The organism is Nonomuraea sp. NPDC001699, from assembly GCF_053596455.1.
Map to the genome: position 1 here is coordinate 25,722 of NZ_JBSFGF010000020.1, position 16,952 is coordinate 42,673.

Sequence of the window (16,952 nt, forward strand, 5' to 3'; positions counted from 1 at the left end):
GGTCTGGCCCGTTCATGCGCCGAGGGGGCGGCATGAGCAGGGCGTCCCGAGCGCACCAGCGCCTCGCGGTCCGGTACTTCGACGACCGCATCCTGCTCACGGACACCTGCGCGTGGGCGTACTTCCGGCTCCCGACGGTCAGCTACGAGTTCGTCACGCCGGAGGAACGCGAGGCGCTGGCCACCAATGTCACGATCGCGCTGGCCGCGATCAGGATGCCCGACGCCGAGGTCCACCTGCGGGTCGCGCACCGCACCTACCCGGCGGCCGAGTGGGCGATGGCGCTCAACGCCACGTCCGACGAGGGGCCCGGCTGGCGCGACTACCTGGAGGAGATGTACCGGCACGTCTGGGCGAAGGACTTCTGGTCGAAGGAGGTCTTCCTGGGCGTACGCCTCGGGCCGCGCGGCAAGCAGCTCGGCAGCGGCGTGCTGGCCCAGCTTCTCGGCTTCTACCAGAAGACCGAGAAGGCGCTCGGCATGGAGGACGACCACGTCCCGGACAGCGAGATCGGCCGTTGGACGGAGTCGGCCGAACGGCTGGGCAGGGCCCTGGCGTCCAGTGCCCTGTACGCCAGGCACGCCACGTCCGTCGAGGTGGCCTGGCTGTTCCAGCACGCCGCCGCCGGAGCGCTCGGCGACCCGCCGCCCTCGGCCAGCCCGAAGCGGCGCTGGGGCAAGGGCGAGATCGAGTCGCTGGTCGAGGGCGAGATCCACAACGGCAGGTCGTTGCTGCGGATCGTGCAGCCGCAGGGCGACTCGTACGTGGCCCATCTGTCCTTCGCCCGCTTCCCCGACCTCATGCCGTTCCCCGACGGCGAGCCGTGGATGCACTTCGCCGACCAGCTGCCCTTCCCGGTGGAGATCTCGTCCAGGATGCGGCTGATCCCGCCGGTCAAGGCGTCCAAGGACGTCGCGCGCAAGCTGGCCCACGCCCGCGACATGGACCACCACATCCGCGAGGCGGGCGCGGAGGCGCCGATCGCGCTGGCCGAGCAGATCGACGCGGCCCGCATGCTCGAACACGGCATCACCAAGGAACGACTGCCCTTCGTGTACGGCTGGCACCGCCTGATCGTCTCGGCCCCCACGGAGGACATCTGCGTGCAGCGGGTCGAGGCGGTCGTCGAGCACTACCGCGACATGGGCATCGACGTGGTGAACTCGACCGGCGACCAGTTCTCGCTGTTCTGCGAGACGCTGCCGGGCGAGAAGGTGCGCGTCAACGCCTACGCCCAGCGTCAGCCGCTGCGGACGATCGCGGGCGGCATGGCCACGGCCACCGTCGACCTCGGCGACCGGCTCGACGACGGCAGCGAGGGCTGGCTCGGGCCGTACATCGGGGAGACGGTCGGCCGGGCGCGCAGCATCGTGCACTTCGACCCGCTGCTGGCCGCGAGCCGCAACCGGCCGACCGCCATCGCGATCACCGGCGAGCCGGGCGGCGGCAAGACCACGCTCGCGCTGCTGATGATCTACCAGATGGCGCTGCGCGGGGTCACGGTCGCGGTGATCGACCCGAAGGGCGACGCCGAGTCGCTGGTCCAGCTCCTGGAGAAGCGCGGGCGCAAGGCCAGGGTGATCCCGCTGGGCTCGGCCGCGCCGGGGCTGCTCGACCCGTTCTCGTTCGGCGACGACATCGCGGCGAAGAAGACCATGGCGACCGAGACGCTGCGGCTGCTGCTGCCCCGCATGTCGGAGGAGCGCGAGTCGGCCATGATCCAGGCGGTGGCCGCGGTCTCCAACGGGGCCGACCCGTCGCTGGGCAAGGTGGTCGACTATCTGGAGCAGGCCGACGACCCGGCGTCCAAGAACCTGGGCGCGGTGCTGCGTTCGATGTCGGAGATGCACCTGGCCCGGCTCTGCTTCGACCCCTCGGGCGGCGACCAGATCGACAGCGAGGGCTGGACCACCGTGTTCACCCTGGGCGGGCTGACGCTCCCCGACGTGGCCACGACCAGGGACGACTACTCCTACGAGCAGCGGCTCTCGGTGGCCCTGCTCTACCTGGTCTCGCAGTTCGCCCGCAGGCTGATGAACGGCCTCGACCGCCGCGCCCCCAAGGCGATCTTCCTGGACGAGGCGTGGGCGATCACCTCCACGCCCGAGGGCGCCAAGCTCGTGCCCGAGGTCAGCCGTATGGGACGGTCCCGGAACACGGCGCTCGTCCTGGTGTCCCAGAACGCCGGAGACCTGCTGAACGAGCAGGTGACCAACTGTCTGTCCTCGGTGTTCGCGTTCCGTTCCACCGAAAGGGTGGAGGTGGACCACGTCATGTCGCTGCTCGGCGTGGAGCCGTCGGAGGAGCACAAGGCCGTGCTCCGCTCGCTCGGCAACGGCGAATGCGTATTCCGTGATCTGGATGGCAGAGCCGGGCGCATCGGAGTAGACCTGATCTCCGAAGAACTGCTCCGCTGGCTCGACACGAACCCGACACACGACAAACCAGACGGTGGCGGGCATGATGATCTTCGAGGGGGCGTGGGCAGGGCGCAGGAGGTGCGGTCATGAAGATCCGACTATCCCGACGACTGGCGCTGGTTCTCGCGCTGGTCAGTGCCGTTCTCGTGGTTCCGCTGGTGGTGGGCGGTTTCTCCACGCCCGTCGCGGCGGCGCCCTGTGACCTGTCGGGGCCCCTCAACCCCGAGATGATCGGCGGCGGCACCGACGGAATGATCCAGCCGCCGCCTCCCGCGGGCGGCGCCCAGGCCCCGACGACGAACTACGGCCAGTTCGGCATGGCCGGCCAGTTCTGGCAGACCCACGGGCTCGGCTGCTCCGACTACGTCGCCGTGCTGGGCAACATGTGGGCCAACGGCGTCTTCACCGCGGCCAAGGCCATCGACCGGCTGACGATCACGACGTACCAGGCGGCCGCGACGGAAGGGCCGCTCCAGTCGATCAAGGACGTCGTCGACGACATCGTCCAGAACCTGTCCGAGGCCATGTACTGGCCGTTCCTGCGGCCGATCGTGATCCTCGGCGCGATCTGGCTCGCCTGGTACGGCCTGATCCGCAAGCGGGCCACCACCACCGCCGAGGGCGTGATCTGGATGGTCCTCGCGGTCACCGTGGCCGTGTGGTTCTTCAGCCGGCCGGGCGACTTCACCGGGCTCGGCAAGGTCGTGACCGACAAGACGGGCGAGGTGGTCAACTCCGCCTTCTCCGGCCTGCCGGGCGCGGGCGGCGCGTCCTGCCTGCCACCACCCGGCCAGACGAACCCCCAGATCAAACCGGGCGGCTACGGCCAGGTCGGCACCGCCGGCGTCGATCAGAACGCCGACGCGCTGTGGTCCACCCTGGTCTGCAAGCCGTGGCTGGTGGGCATGTTCGGCACCGCCGACCCGCAGCAGCCGATCGTGCGCGACTTCGGGCGCAAGATGCTGGAGACCCAGTCGATCGCCCCCGCCGTGGCCGGCCAGCCCGCCCCCGACATCGCCGCCCACCAGGCCGAGTACGCCAAGGTCGCCGAGCTGCTCAAGAACGACTCCCGCTACACGGTCTTCTCCGGCCGCGACTGGTCGAGCAGGCTCGGCGTGTCCGTCGGCGCGCTCATCGCGGCGGTGGTGGCCGGGCTGCTGATCTTCCTGGTGGCGGTCTCGCTGCTGGTGCTCAAGGTGGGCTTCCTGCTGCTGCTGATACTCGGGCCGGTGTTCCTGCTGGTTGGCGTCCATCCGGGCAGCGGGCGCATCATCGCCATGCGCTGGGTGGAGATGCTCGTCGGCACGCTGCTCAGGCAGGCGGTGCTGACGCTCGTCCTCAGCGTCCTGGTCTACGGGTACGCCCTGATCATCTCCACGGCCATGCCCTGGGGGCTGCAGGTGCTGTTCATGGCGCTGCTGACGATCGCGGTGTTCTTCTACCGGCGTCCGTTCCAGCATCTGTTCGCGTCCCTGAGCGGCCACACGGTCGCCACCCGCATGCTCGGCGACGCCGCGAGCTCGCCCGTGCTGGAGCGGGCCGCGAACGTGCTGCCGCCGGTCGCCGGCGCCAAGCTCGGCCGGTGGGGCCTGCGCAAGGCCGAGCCGCTCATCAGGGCGGCGGCCGCGGGCAGCGGCGCGGGCGCGGCGGCCGGCGCCGCGGTCGCCCAGGCGCGCATGCGCGGCGAGGAGGGCGAGGGCGTCTCGGCGGGCACCCGGATGCCCGTGTCGGCCGCGCCGCTGGACACCGACCAGCAGGGCGGCAAGGCGGGGGCCCGGCCTCCGCTCGAACCCCGCAGGGGCACCGCGCCCCCGCTCAACCTCGGCGGCCAGGCCGGCAGGACGCGCGGCCCGGCGCCGAGCGGCGCCCGCGGAGCGGGCTCCGGTGCGGCGGCCGCGGGTGGCACGCCGTCCGGGGGCATGGCCGCGGGTGGGGGCTCCGCCGGGGGTTCCGGCGGTGGCGGCGGTGGCGCTGGTGGCGGTGGCTGGTTCGGCGGCCGGTCGGGTGGCGGATGGGCCTCGCGGGGCGGCGCGTCCGGTGGTTCGCGCAACGGCTCCTCGGGCGGTTCGCGCGGCTCCCGGTTCGGCGGGTCCGGCGGGGGTGGCGGCTCGCGGTCCTCGGGGTCGCGTACGCGTGGCTCCGGTGGCGGACTGTTCGGCGGCGGTGGCGGTTCGGGGTCCGGTTCCGGTGGGTCCGGGGGCGGGTTCTTCGGCGGCGGCGGCGGGTCCAGGAACGGTGGCGGGTCCAGGTCCGGGGGGTCGGCGTCCCGGCCGTCCGGCGCGTCGTCGGGGCCCAGGATCTTCGGGTCGGACGAGTCGTCGTCCCGCTCGTCCGAGGCGCCGCCGCTGTGGTTGCGCAGCGGCGGCAACGGCGGCTCGGGTGACGATCCGTCGGTGCCGTTCTGGCTCAAGCCCAACAGCGGCAAGGACTGACCATGGCTCAGTCCGGTGACAAGCGCGGGCTGGCCTTCGCCGCCATCGTCGTGGTCATCGCGGCGGTCGGCGTCTACCTCACGATGTGGCCGAGCTCGGACGATCCGCCCGAGCAGGCCCCGTCCACGGGCAGGACGTCCGCGGCCGCGCCCTCGGCGCCCAGCAAGCCGCTGGCCACGGCCAGCGACGCGCCGTTCGACGTCTACTCCTACCTGCCGATGAAGAAGGAGCAGCTCGCCGCGGCGGCGGACCTCGCCGAGCGCTTCACCGCCGTCTACGGCACCTTCAGGTACGACGAGGAGCCGGCCGCGTACGCGGCGAGGGTCAAGACGTTCACCACCGCCGAGCTGGGCAACATCCTCACCCGGACGCTCACCTCGGCGGGCACCGTCCAGCAGAACCGCGACGACCAGGTCGTCTCCCAGGCCACGGCCCGACTGAAGGAGATCAGGCAGATCGAGAAGACCTCCATCGTCTTCGTCGTGACCGAGACCAGGCAGGTCACCGCGAAGAGCGGCAGCAGGCAGGACGTCGAGGACCTGGCGGTCACGGTGAGCCAGCTCGGCGCCGACTGGCGGATCTTCGACGTGCTGCCCGCCACCGAAGGCCAGGACGGGGACAGCTAGCGGTGAAGTCCTCCCCCACCCGCCTGGCGCTGCTGCTCGGTCTCGCCGGGGTCCTCCTCCTGGCTGCGATCATCATCTCGCCGATGTTGCTGGTCACGATGCCGTCCTTCCTGAACGGCGGTGGCGAGGGCTCGGTCGACTGCGAGGGCGGCACCCAGGTGCAGGAGGTGTCCGACTCGGGCGCCGCCGACATCCCGGGCGACTACCTCGACCTGTACAAGAAGTGGGGCAAGAAGATCGGCGTCCAGTGGACGATCCTGGCCGCCGTGGGCAAGCGCGAGACCGACCACGGCCGCAGCGACCTGCCCGGCGTCAAGAGCGGCACCAACTACGCGGGCGCGGCCGGCCCGATGCAGTTCCTGATCTCGACGTGGGGCGGCAAGGCGCAGGTGCCGATGTCCTCGACGTTCAACGGCTACGCCTCCGACGGCGACGGCGACGGCGTGGGCGACGTCTACAACCCCGCCGACGCCATCCTCGGGGCCGCCAAGATGCTCAAGCGCAACGGCGCGCCCGAGAACGTCCGGCGGGCCCTGTTCACCTACAACCGCGCCTGGTGGTACGTCGACCAGGTCGAGGAGATCGCCAGGAAGTACGCCAAGTCGGGTGCGGTGGAGGTGCCGCCGCAGGCCTCCGAGGAGTGCGACGACCCCCTGGTGGCGGCCGCGCCCAGCGACATCGTGGCCAAGATCCTCCAGTTCGCGCTGGCGCAGCGCGGCAAGCCGTACCTGTGGGGCGGCACCGGGCCGGACGCGTTCGACTGCTCGGGCGTCATCTACGCGGCCTACCGGGCCGCCGGGCTGAGCATCCCGCGCACGACGTTCACGCAGTGGCCGTTCGGGGTGAAGGTGCCGGCGGGGGACGAGCAGCCCGGGGACCTGGTGTTCTTCAACGCCGGTCCGGGCTCGTCGGCCGACAACCCCGGTCACGTGGGGCTGGTCGTGTCCGAGGGCAAGATGCTGGAGGCCCGGTGCACGCTGTGCGGGCCGATCAAGGTGACGAGCTACCAGGCGCGCGACAACAAGATGGGCTTCACCCGTCCCCTGCAGAACCCCGATGTGCTCGACCAGCTCAAGAAGCTGCAGAATCCCGCACTGTGAGGATGACGAACGCATGAGCACGATCGTGGTGGCGGCGGTGATCGTCGCCCCGGGCGGCAAGGTGCTGGCCGCGCAGCGGGCCGCGCCCGCCGCGCTGGCCGGGGGCTGGGAGTTCCCCGGCGGCAAGGTGGACCCGGGTGAGAGCGAGGTCGACGCGCTGGTCCGGGAGTGCCGGGAGGAGCTCGGCGTGGAGATCACGGTGGGCGCGCGCGTGGGCGAGGACTGGGCGCTGTCGGAGGGGTACGTCCTGCGCGTCTGGCTGGCCACGCTCACCTCCGGCACGCCCGAGGCCCGTGAGCACCTGGCGTTGCGCTGGCTGGGGCCGGGGGAGTACTACGACGTGGAGTGGCTCGGGGCCGACCTGCCGATCATGAAGACCGTGGAGAGTCTGCTGCGGCAGGATTAGACCGTCTCTCTCTGTGACATAACGATTACTACACGTGATTTGTCGCAGTGGGGGAGTGGAGTGATGCGGCGTGGCTGGATCCTTTCTGGAGCGTTGATCCTGGTGGCGCTGCCCTCCGTGCCCGTGGCGGCTGCGGGGGTGACGCTCGTGCTCGAACGTGTGAGCGGCCCCGAGGGCATGGGGAAGTGGATCAGGACGGGTGACGTCCAGCGTTTCAGGGTCCGGCTCAACGGGATGGCCAAGGGGGCCAAGGTCGCGGTGGCCACCAGCCCGATCGAGGCGCTGGCGGGGGTGTCCTGCCCGACGTCCTCCGGCGCTTCCCGGATGGCGGCCGGTGGGGTGGACGGGGCCGAGGAGTCCGGCGGGGAGGGGGCTCATCCGCTGCCGTTCCCGGTTCCGGGCGGGGAGCCCGCGCCGTGGGCCGCCGGAGACGGGGCGGACCCGGAGGCCGGTGCGTACCCGGACGGGCGGGAGGCGCGGCGGGCCGCGCCGGGCCGACGCCTGACGCGGGCGGAGGCCGGTTACAGCGCGCCGCAGACAGGGGCCGACCGGGAGGCGGCGCAGTGGGGGCCGGGAGCGCCAGGGGTTCAGGGCGCGCCGCCGGTCGGGGCCGGGCAGGGGATGCCGCAGGTCGGCGGTGCGCAGGGGGTGCCGCACGCCGAGGATGGTCGGGGCGTCCCGCGCCCTGAGGACGCGTCCCGGGCTGAAGGTGGCCAGGAGGGGGCACGGGCTGAAGGTGGTCGGGGCGGAGCCCAGGTCGGCGGGCGGGAGGCGGCTGGGATGCTGGCCGCGCGGGCCCTGGCCGGTGGGGAGGGTTCGACTGCCGATGGCGGTGCACTGCCCGGCGCCCGGGTCTGCGCCCTCGGGGCGGTCTCCGGGGAACGGGCACTGGATGTGATCTTCCAGGCGCCTGCGGGGGCCAAGGAGGTGGTGCTCGCGGCGGTGGCCAGGATGCGGACGCCCTCCGGTGGGCTGACCACCATGAGCAGGAGCGCGTCCATGCAGGTGGGGGAGGAGATGCCGCGCGAGGCCGCCACGATCAGCGGCCAGGCGGTGCCCGTTCCGGCGCCCCACAACGGGCGGCGGCCGGGCGGCGCGCAGGGCGGGCCGTGGGCGGGCGTACGGGGGCAGCAGGGTGGCGCTGCGGGGTTGCTCGCAGGTTCCGGAGGGAAGACGCGAGGCGGCCTCCTGGGCGCGGGTGGCGCCGGCGCGGGTGGCACCGGTGGAGCGCTTGGTGTGGGTGGCACGGGTGGTGCGGCGGCGGGATGGCCCGGCCTTTCCGGAGGGGCCACCGGCTTGGGAGCCGTCGGCGGAGCTCAGGGGGCGCTCCCCAGGGTGAGGGCCGGGGGTGCGATGCAGGCCCCGCGCGCGGGTGGCGTGGGCGGGGTCCGAGGGGCGTTGCCCGGAGCGCAGCTTCCCCGAGTCGGAGGTACGGGCGGGACGTTGGGGGCGTTCCCGCGGGCGGGGGGTGTGGGGCAGGTGCCCGGCGCGGCCGGCCAGACGCACAGCGGCGCGGCGGGGCAACAAGCCCTCCCCGGTGGCCTGATGGCGCGCAACCTGCCCGGCGGTGTGGCGCGCAGCCTGCCTGGTGGCGCGGCGGGGAGTGTGCCCGGGGCGTTGGGGAGCCTGTCTGGTGGTGTGGCGGGGAGTGTGCCCGGGGCGTTGGGGAGTCTGGCCGGAGGGGCTGCGCACGGGGGGGTGTCCGGGGCGGCGGGGTTGGCGCCGGGTGGGGTGCCGGGGGCGCTGCATCAGAGCCTGCCCGGTGGCGTGATGCCCGGGGGTGTGGCCGGTGGAGTGTCAGGGGGCCTGCCCGGTGGGGCGCTGCCGGGGGGTGTGGCCGCCGGCGGGGTGCCGGGGGGCGTGCCGGCGGGGGCGGTTGCCGGTGGGGGGAGCCCGGGGGTGGTGAGCCTGGCGCCGGAGTCGGCGGCCGGGGCGCCGTGGCCGGTGCAGGTCGTGGAGGCGCGGAAACCTGTTCGTCCCGTCGCCTACGCCAGCCCTCTGGACGGCCCTCGCGGTTTCTCGCTGGTCATCGGGGGGATCGGCGTGCTGCTGGGAGCCCTGTGGCTGGTCCCGAGACTCCAACGCAGGCGTAAGCCGCGAAACGTATGGTAATTCCGTCTTTACTGTTGCTTTGACCCGACTAGTATTCCCTTGACCAAGGTTCCGGGACTATGCGGAGGGCTCCGGTGGCACGCACGCGAGCGACGGCCGTGTCCGCGATCGTCCTGGCGCTCGGGCTGACGGGTGTCGGTGTGGCCCCGTTCGTCGGTCAGAGCGCGAGCGCCTCCGTCAGCCGCGCGGCCTTCGACCCGGCGGTGGAGCCGTGCGACGCGGGCGAGACCTGCGATCCGCAGACCACGGTCACCGTCACGACGACGTTGGGCACGCCCACGCCGGAGGAGGCTCCGGAGACGACGATCACCCACACCGTCACCGCGGGCCCGACAAAGACCACGAAGGCACCGAAGCCGCCCAAGACCACCACCGCGCCCACACCTCCGCCCGTCCAGGAGACGACGCAGCAGCCGCTGGCGCCCCTGCCCACCGCGCAGACCACGGCCGGGCCGCTGCCCACGGAGCAGTCGACGGAGCCGACCGTCGAGATGCCGTCCGTCGCGCCGACGGACTCGCCCACCGCGGCCGTCCAGCCGCCGCCGAGCGACACCGCCCCGGCCACGGACTCGGGCCAGCTGGAGTTGCGCGCGGCCGCGCCGGAGTTCGACCAGAAGTCGCTGACGCAGAAGCTCAGCATCCCGGCGCTGGTGCTCGTCCTGCTCGCGCTGTTCGCGGTGCTCATCTTCGAGGGACGGCTGCGCCGCATGGCCCACGCGGCGGCCGTGCGCAAGGCGGGCCCTCCGGCGGGCTCCCCGATGGGCCGTCCGGACGCGCCGCCGCCCGGCTACCCGGCGGGTCCCGGTTACGCCACGGCCTCCTTCCCCGCCCCCGGCTACCCGGGCGGCACGGCGTACGCGCCGATCATCAGCTTCGTCCCGATCCAGACCTACCCGACCGGCCAGCCCGGTTACGGCCCGGCGTACCACGACCCGGCGGCCTACCACGACCCGTACGGGCACCAGGGCGGCTACCCGCCCGAGCCGGAGCCGACAGTGCCCGCGACCATGCCCGCGACAGCCCCCGAGCCCGTCGTGCTGCACCCGGACGAGTTCGACTCCTACAGCGAGCCGCCGCAGGCCACCCAGGACTACCGTGACCCGTTCGAGCCGCTGATCCCGGCCGAGCAGCCGCCGGCCGACATCCCGCCGGGCGGCGGGAAGCCGTACGAGGACGAGCGCGAGTTCCCGCTGGCCCCGGCCGCGGCGGCCGAGAGCGGCGACTCCGAGCCCTGGCAGCAGGGCCCGTCGCTGTTCGAGCCGAAGCAGCCCGTGCAGCCCCGGCAGCCGGGGCCGTCCGAGGGGTACCAGCCGCCGCCGTACCTGCCGCCGGAGGGGGACGCCGCGACGGTCGTCCAGCCGTTGCCGCCGCAGCAGCCGGAGGACGCCACCAAGGAGATTCCGGACCCGAAGCACAAGAAGAAGCGCTGGGGCCGCAAGTAGCGGAGAACGACGGAAGCGGGGGCCGGACGGATCCGGCCCCCGCTTCCGCTTGCTCGCCTACTTGGCGCGCTTGAAGATCTTGTTGCCCAGCCAGACCAGCGGGTCGTACTTCCGGTCGGCCACGCGCTCCTTCATCGGGATCAGCGCGTTGTCAGTGATCTTGATGTGCTCGGGGCAGACCTCGGTGCAGCACTTGGTGATGTTGCAGTAGCCGAGCCCGTGCTCCTCCTGGGCGGACTCCTGCCGGTCGGCCACGTCGTACGGGTGCATGTCCAGCTCGGCGATCCGCATGAGGAAGCGCGGACCGGCGAAGGCCGGCTTGTTCTCCTCGTGGTCGCGGATCACGTGGCAGACGTTGTTGCACATGAAGCACTCGATGCACTTGCGGAACTCCTGCGAGCGCTCGACGTCGACCTGCTGCATGCGGTACTCGCCCGGACGCACGCCCGCGGGCGGCGTGAACGAGGGGATCTCGCGGGCCTTCTGGTAGTTGAAGGACACGTCGGTGACCAGGTCCTTGATGACGGGGAAGGTCCGCATCGGGGTGACCGTGATGGTCTCGTCCTCGGAGAAGGTGGACATCCGGGTCATGCAGCCCAGGCGCGGCTTGCCGTTGATCTCCATGCTGCACGAGCCGCACTTGCCGGCCTTGCAGTTCCAGCGCACGGCCAGGTCGGGGGCCTGCGTCGCCTGGAGCCTGTGGATGATGTCGAGGACGACCTCGCCCTCGTTCACCTCGACGGTGAAGTCCTCAAGCTTGCCCTCGCCGCCCTCACCACGCCAGACCTTGAACTTCGCCTTGTAACTCATTTGGCAATCCCGTCGAACTCGGCCATCTCTTCGTCGGTGAGGTACTTCTTCAGCTCGTCCCGGTCGAACAGGGTGATCAGGTCGTCGCGCATGGACGGCTGGGTCTTCTCCACGACCTGGACGTCGCTGCCGTCCGCGGTGGAGCAGACGAGCAGCTTGCGGCGCCATTCCGGATTCATCCCGGGGAAGTCGTCGCGCGTGTGGCCGCCGCGGCTCTCCTCGCGCAGCAGGGCGGCGCGGGCCACGCACTCGGAGACCAGCACCATGTTGCGCAGGTCGATCGCCAGGTGCCAGCCGGGGTTGTAGATCCGCGAGCCGGCCGCGCCGACCTGGCGCACGCGCTCCTTGAGCTTCTCCACGACCTCCATGGCCTCGGAGACCTCTTCGGCCTTGCGGATGATGCCGACCAGCTCGTTCATGGTCCGCTGGAGCTCGTGGTGCACCTCGTACGGGTTCTCGCCGTCGCGCTGGAGGGGCGCCAGGGCCTCCTCGCGGGCCGCGTCCACGAGCTCCTGGGCGACCTTGGGGCGGGCCTTGAGCCCGTCGACGTACGCCGACGCGCCCGCGCCCGCGCGCCGCCCGAACACCAGCAGGTCGGACAGCGAGTTGCCGCCCAGCCGGTTGGAGCCGTGCATGCCGCCGGACACCTCGCCCGCCGCGAACAGCCCGGGTACGGCCGCCGCGCCGGTGTCGGCGTCCACCTCGACGCCGCCCATGATGTAGTGGCAGGTCGGGCCCACCTGCATGGGCTCGGCGGTGATGTCGACGTCGGCCAGCTCCTTGAACTGGTGGTGCATCGACGGCAGCCGCTTCTTGATCTCCTCGGCCGGCAGGCGGGTCGAGACGTCGAGGAAGACGCCGCCCTGGGGCGATCCGCGACCGGCCTTGACCTCGGAGTTGATTGCGCGGGCCACCTCGTCACGCGGCAGCAGCTCCGGCGGGCGCCGGTTGTTGGCCTGGTCGTTGTACCAGCGGTCGCCCTCCTCCTCGGTGGTGGCGTACTTGTCCTTGAACACCTCGGGGATGTAGTCGAACATGAAGCGCTTGCCCTCGGAGTTGCGCAGCACGCCGCCGTCGCCCCGGACGGACTCGGTGACGAGGATGCCGCGCACGGACGGCGGCCAGACCATCCCGGTGGGGTGGAACTGGATGAACTCCATGTTGATCAGGTTGGCGCCGGCGAGCAGGGCCAGGGCGTGGCCGTCGCCGGTGTACTCCCAGGAGTTGGAGGTGACGACGTACGACTTGCCGATGCCGCCGGTGGCCAGGACCACGGCGGGGGCGTCGAAGAGCAGGAAGTTGCCGGTCTCGCGCCAGTAGCCGAACGCGCCGGAGATGCGGTCGCCGTCCTTGAGCAGGCGGGTGACCGTGCACTCGGCGAAGACCTTGATGTAGGCCTCGTGGTCGCCGTGCGTCTCGAAGTCCTCCTGCTGCAGCGCGACGACCCGCTGCTGGAGGGTGCGGATCAGCTCCAGGCCGGTACGGTCGCCCACGTGTGCGAGCCGCGGGTACTCGTGACCGCCGAAGTTCCGCTGGCTGATCTTGCCGTCCTTGGTGCGGTCGAACAGCGCGCCCCACGCCTCCAGCTCCCAGACGCGGTCGGGGGCCTCCTTGGCGTGCAGCTCGGCCATGCGCCAGTTGTTGAGGAACTTGCCGCCCCGCATGGTGTCACGGAAGTGCACCATCCAGTTGTCGTCGGAGTTGACGTTCCCCATGGCGGCGGCCGCGCCGCCCTCGGCCATGACGGTGTGGGCCTTGCCGAACAGCGACTTGCAGACGATGGCCGTGCGCTTGCCCTGCTGGCGGGCCTCGATGGCGGCCCGTAGCCCGGCGCCGCCCGCACCGATGACGACGACGTCGTATTCGTGACGCTCGATTTCCACTGGAAGAAGTCCTTTATGCGAACGGGAAGGCGATGACGCCCTTGGCGACCATGCGGACGTAGAAGTCGGCGATCATGACCGAGAACATCGAGGCCCAGGCGAGCTGCTGGTGCTTGGCGTTGAGCTTGGAGACGAACGTCCAGGCCCGGTAGCGCAGCGGGTGACGGGAGAAGTGGTTGAGCCTGCCCGCGGTGATGTGCCGGCACGAGTGGCACGACAGCGTGTACGTGTTGATCAGCACGGCGTTGACGACCAGGATCCAGGTGCCGAGCCCCTGCGGCTTGTGCACGAGCGCCAGGACGGCGTCGTAGGCCAGGACGAGGCCGATCACGATGGCGGCGTAGAAGAAGTACCGGTGGATGTTCTGCAGGATCAGCGGGAACCGGGTCTCACCGCTGTACTTGCCGTGCGGCTCCTGGACGGCGCACGCGGCCGGCGACAGCCAGAACGACCGGTAGTACGACTTGCGGTAGTAGTAGCACGTGAGCCGGAACCCGCCCGGCAGGCCGAGGATGAGCAGCCCCGGCGGCAGGGTGAACCAGTCGCCGATCGGCGCCCACCCGAACAGCCGCGCGCCCTCGGGGCACGCCGTGGTCAGACAGGGCGAGGCGAACGGGGCGATGTACGGATCGACGAAATAACTGCCGTCGATGATCGCCCACACGCCGTAGACAAGGAACGAGCTGAGCCCGAGGAAGGTCAGCAGCGGGACCAGCCACCACCTGTCGGTGCGCAGCGTGCGCACCTTGACCTGGGCGCGTTGCCTTCTGACCGGGGCTTCGGGCGTCGTCTGGGTCATCGCGGACCTCTCCACCTCCCGCGGACCCTGCACACAGGGGGTCCGGGTCGTTTCACTGGGCGCGCGTACGGCGGGTGCGGTACCGCTCTGGGCGCGTATTGGTGGGGGATACGTTACGACGACCGCATAGGATTTTGTGAGCGGGGTCACTCACTTTTTCGATGACCCACTGTGATTCCTGTCACGTAGGCGCGTCAGGGCCGCCGGCCGGGTGTCGGGAGCTTCGCCACGGTCACGAAAAAATCATCTATTTGCCGGACAACACGGATAAATTGCTCGAAATCCACCGGCTTCGACACATAAGCATTGGCGTGCAACCGGTAGCTGTGCAGGATGTCCTCCTCCGCCTCCGAGGTCGTCAGGATCACCACCGGGATCGTCCGCAGCGCGGCGTCGGCCTTGATCTCGCGCAGCACCTCCAGGCCGTTCATCCGGGGCAGGTTGAGGTCGAGCAGGATCAGGTCGGGCCGGGGCGCGCCGGCGTAGACGCCCTCCCGCCGCAGGTACGCCATCGCCTGCTCGCCGTCGTTGACCACGTCGAGCCGGTTGCGCACCTTGTTGAGGGCGAACGCCTCCCTGGTGAGCAGGATGTCCCCCTGGTCGTCCTCCACGAGGAGCACGTCGATCGGGTGCCAGTCGGTCATGCGTCGTCTCCTGCCGCCGGAAGCGTCCAGCGGAACGTCGCGCCCTGGTCCGCCGGTGTGTCGTCGAGCCGGAGCTGCCCGCCGTGGTACTCGACGATCTTCCGGCAGAGCGCCAGGCCGATGCCGGTCCCCGGGTACACGTCGCGAGGGTGCAGCCGCTGGAAGATCAGGAAGATGCGGTCGGCGTACTTGGGGTCGACGCCGATGCCGTTGTCGGAGCAGCTGAACTCCCACATGTCGCCCTTCCGCTCGACCGTGAGGATCACGCGTGGCGGCTCCTGCGAGCGGAACTTGACCGCGTTCTCGACGAGGTTCTGGAAGAGCTGGGTGAGCTGCGGCCGGTTGCCCTCGACCATGGGCAGGTCGTCGTGGACGACGGTGGCGCCGGTGTCCTCGATCATGGCCGACAGGTTCTCCAGGGCTCGGCCCAGGGCCTCGCCCGAGTCGGTCGGCGCGCGGCCGCCGTTCACCCGGCCCACCCGGGAGAAGTCGAGCAGGTCGTTGATCAGGAGCTGCATGCGCTTGGCGCCGTCGACCGCGTAATGGATGTACTGCCGGGCGCGGTCGTCCAGTTGCGGGCCGTACCGCTGCTCCAGCATCTGGGTGAAGCTGGCGACCTTGCGCAGCGGCTCCTGGAGGTCGTGGCTGGCGACGTAGGCGAACTGCTCCAGGTCGCCGTTGGACCTGCGCAGCTCGTCGGCCTGGTCGGCGGCCTCGCGCCAGGCCGAGACGATGCGGCGGCGCATGGAGTCGACGTGGCTGGACAGCTCGCTCAGCTCGGCCGGCCGGTCGACGCCGAGCCGGTGGTCGAAGTCGCCGGCGGCGACCGTGCGGACCTGCTCGGTGAGCCGGGCGACGGGGTTGAGCACGGCGTGCCGGACGACGAACGCCAGGCCCGCCCCGCACACTGCCAGCACCGCGAACATCACGATCAGCGCCACGTTGAGCTGGTCGAGCTGGGCGGCCACCTCGGGCCTCGGGTTCAGGGCCCGCGCGTGCGCGATCATCGTCATGGTGACCACCACGCCGGCCGCGAACGCGAACCCGGCCACCGCGCCGATGGCCAGGAACCAGCGGGCCACGGGCAGCCTGCCGAGCCCGGTCGGCGGCTTCGGGGGCGGCAGCGGATGGATGCTCATCCCGGTCTCCTCGACACCATGACCACCGCGAGGTCGTCGCTCGGCTTCCCGACGTGCGCGATCAGCCGGTCGAGGTCGATCGCGCCGTGCTCGCGCACCAGCCCGACCAGGCCCTCGACGCCGAGCGCCTCCTTGCGCTCGCCGACGGCCGCCTCGATCAGGCCGTCGGTGTAGAGCAGCATCGACCACTCCTCGCCCAGCGGCACGTCGATGACCGCCCACTCGGCGTCGGGGAAGATGCCGAGCGGCGGACCCGAGGGCGTGCCGTCCACCGCCGCGGGCACGCCCCCGCGGACCAGCACCGGCGGCGGGTGCCCGACCACGCGCATCCGGGCGTCGCGCAGGTCGGGCGTGAGCGTCGCCATGCACAGCGTGGTGAAGATCTCGGGCGCCTTGCGCTCGGCGCGCAGGAGGGCGTCCATCGTGCGCAGCAGCGTGTCGCCGGTCTGTCCGGCCAGCACCAGGGTGCGCCAGGCGATGCGCAGCGCCACGCCGAGCGCGGCCTCGTCGGGCCCGTGCCCGCAGACGTCGCCCACGACGACGTGCACCGCGCCGTCGGGCGTCTGGACCATGTCGAGGAAGTCGCCGGCCAGCAGCGTGCCCCGGTCGCCCGGCAGGTAGCGGATCTGGTGGGTGATGGCGTCGGTGCGCAGCAGGGGCACGGGCAGCAGGCCGCTCTCCAGGCGGGCGTTCTCCTTGGCGGTCAGCTCGGCCTCGAACAGCCTGAGCTGGGTCAGGTCGGCGCGCTTGCGCTCCATCGCGTACCTGATCGCCCTGGCCAGCAGGCGGGCGTCGATGTCCTGCTTGACCAGGTAGTCCTGGGCGCCCGCCTGGACGGCGGCCACGCCGACGTGCACGTCCCGCAGGCCGGTGAGGACCAGCACGGCCGCGTGCGGGGCCAGCGCGAGCACTTCCTCCAGCGCTTCGAGCCTGCTGGCGTCGGGCAGCGTGAGGTCGACGAGCACGCACTGGATCGTCGGGTCGAGCTTGGCCCTGGCCTCCTGGAGGCTGCGCGCCCAGAAGATCGTCGGTGGCGCCACGGCCTGGTTGAGCAGCTCTTCGACAAGGAAGGCGTCGCCGTCGTCGTCTTCGATGAGGAGCAGTGTCAGCGGCTCGTCGAGGTTTGCCGTCACACACGC

General features: G+C 71.5%; 13 protein-coding genes. 7 read left to right on the forward strand and 6 right to left on the reverse strand.

Annotated elements, in window-relative coordinates:
- The first annotated feature begins 32 nt into the window (after positions 1–32).
- The 7 genes from ACWCSU_RS39635 (at position 33) to ACWCSU_RS39665 (ending at position 10,538) form a co-directional block, all read left to right on the forward strand.
- Positions 33–2,510, forward strand: a complete 2,478-nt coding sequence (locus ACWCSU_RS39635) for an ATP-binding protein (RefSeq protein ID WP_449941953.1) — start codon at positions 33–35, stop codon at positions 2,508–2,510.
- Positions 2,507–4,852, forward strand: a complete 2,346-nt coding sequence (locus ACWCSU_RS39640; RefSeq protein WP_449941954.1) for a type IV secretion system protein — start codon at positions 2,507–2,509, stop codon at positions 4,850–4,852. The genes ACWCSU_RS39635 and ACWCSU_RS39640 overlap by 4 nt, the downstream gene beginning before the upstream one ends.
- A gap of 2 nt (positions 4,853–4,854) precedes the next feature.
- Entirely contained in the window at positions 4,855–5,478 is a 624-nt protein-coding gene (locus tag ACWCSU_RS39645; protein WP_357704151.1) for a hypothetical protein, read from the forward strand.
- A 2-nt stretch (positions 5,479–5,480) separates the two neighbouring features.
- Positions 5,481–6,578 (forward strand): C40 family peptidase, encoded by a 1,098-nt coding sequence (locus ACWCSU_RS39650; RefSeq protein ID WP_357704153.1) that lies wholly within the window; start codon positions 5,481–5,483, stop codon positions 6,576–6,578.
- Between the two features lie 13 nt (positions 6,579–6,591).
- Positions 6,592–6,984: a (deoxy)nucleoside triphosphate pyrophosphohydrolase gene (locus tag ACWCSU_RS39655; RefSeq protein ID WP_357704155.1), complete on the forward strand. Its 393-nt coding sequence runs from the start codon at positions 6,592–6,594 to the stop codon at positions 6,982–6,984.
- 63 nt (positions 6,985–7,047) lie between these two features.
- Positions 7,048–9,096, forward strand: a complete 2,049-nt coding sequence (locus tag ACWCSU_RS39660; protein WP_449941955.1) for a hypothetical protein — start codon at positions 7,048–7,050, stop codon at positions 9,094–9,096.
- 74 nt (positions 9,097–9,170) lie between these two features.
- Positions 9,171–10,538: a hypothetical protein gene (locus ACWCSU_RS39665; protein ID WP_449941956.1), complete on the forward strand. Its 1,368-nt coding sequence runs from the start codon at positions 9,171–9,173 to the stop codon at positions 10,536–10,538.
- A 57-nt stretch (positions 10,539–10,595) separates the two neighbouring features.
- On the opposite strand, the gene ACWCSU_RS39670 is transcribed toward ACWCSU_RS39665, so the two are convergent.
- From ACWCSU_RS39670 to ACWCSU_RS39695, 6 genes are all read right to left on the reverse strand, one after another.
- Entirely contained in the window at positions 10,596–11,348 is a 753-nt protein-coding gene (locus tag ACWCSU_RS39670; protein WP_352324162.1) for a succinate dehydrogenase/fumarate reductase iron-sulfur subunit, read from the reverse strand.
- Positions 11,345–13,231, reverse strand: a complete 1,887-nt coding sequence (locus ACWCSU_RS39675; protein WP_449941957.1) for a fumarate reductase/succinate dehydrogenase flavoprotein subunit — start codon at positions 13,229–13,231, stop codon at positions 11,345–11,347. Before ACWCSU_RS39675 ends, ACWCSU_RS39670 begins: the two co-directional genes overlap by 4 nt.
- 13 nt (positions 13,232–13,244) lie before the next feature.
- Positions 13,245–14,030 carry a hypothetical protein gene (locus tag ACWCSU_RS39680; RefSeq protein ID WP_357704163.1) on the reverse strand — a complete coding sequence of 262 codons (786 nt, stop codon included), beginning with the start codon at positions 14,028–14,030 and terminating at the stop codon, positions 13,245–13,247.
- A gap of 194 nt (positions 14,031–14,224) precedes the next feature.
- Entirely contained in the window at positions 14,225–14,674 is a 450-nt protein-coding gene (locus tag ACWCSU_RS39685; RefSeq protein WP_449941958.1) for a response regulator, read from the reverse strand.
- Positions 14,671–15,813 (reverse strand): sensor histidine kinase, encoded by a 1,143-nt coding sequence (locus ACWCSU_RS39690; protein ID WP_449941959.1) that lies wholly within the window; start codon positions 15,811–15,813, stop codon positions 14,671–14,673. The genes ACWCSU_RS39685 and ACWCSU_RS39690 overlap by 4 nt, the downstream gene beginning before the upstream one ends.
- Positions 15,810–16,946, reverse strand: a complete 1,137-nt coding sequence (locus ACWCSU_RS39695; RefSeq protein ID WP_357704169.1) for a PP2C family protein-serine/threonine phosphatase — start codon at positions 16,944–16,946, stop codon at positions 15,810–15,812. The genes ACWCSU_RS39690 and ACWCSU_RS39695 overlap by 4 nt, the downstream gene beginning before the upstream one ends.
- Positions 16,947–16,952 lie beyond the last annotated feature (6 nt).

Coding starts and splice junctions, on each gene's coding strand:
- ACWCSU_RS39685 (WP_449941958.1), bottom strand. CDS start 14,674: ATGACCGACTGGCACCCGATCGACGTGCTCCTCGTGGAGGACGACCAG.
- ACWCSU_RS39640 (WP_449941954.1), top strand. CDS start 2,507: ATGAAGATCCGACTATCCCGACGACTGGCGCTGGTTCTCGCGCTGGTC.
- ACWCSU_RS39660 (WP_449941955.1), top strand. CDS start 7,048: ATGCGGCGTGGCTGGATCCTTTCTGGAGCGTTGATCCTGGTGGCGCTG.
- ACWCSU_RS39680 (WP_357704163.1), bottom strand. CDS start 14,030: ATGACCCAGACGACGCCCGAAGCCCCGGTCAGAAGGCAACGCGCCCAG.
- ACWCSU_RS39655 (WP_357704155.1), top strand. CDS start 6,592: ATGAGCACGATCGTGGTGGCGGCGGTGATCGTCGCCCCGGGCGGCAAG.
- ACWCSU_RS39670 (WP_352324162.1), bottom strand. CDS start 11,348: ATGAGTTACAAGGCGAAGTTCAAGGTCTGGCGTGGTGAGGGCGGCGAG.
- ACWCSU_RS39690 (WP_449941959.1), bottom strand. CDS start 15,813: ATGAGCATCCATCCGCTGCCGCCCCCGAAGCCGCCGACCGGGCTCGGC.
- ACWCSU_RS39645 (WP_357704151.1), top strand. CDS start 4,855: ATGGCTCAGTCCGGTGACAAGCGCGGGCTGGCCTTCGCCGCCATCGTC.
- ACWCSU_RS39635 (WP_449941953.1), top strand. CDS start 33: ATGAGCAGGGCGTCCCGAGCGCACCAGCGCCTCGCGGTCCGGTACTTC.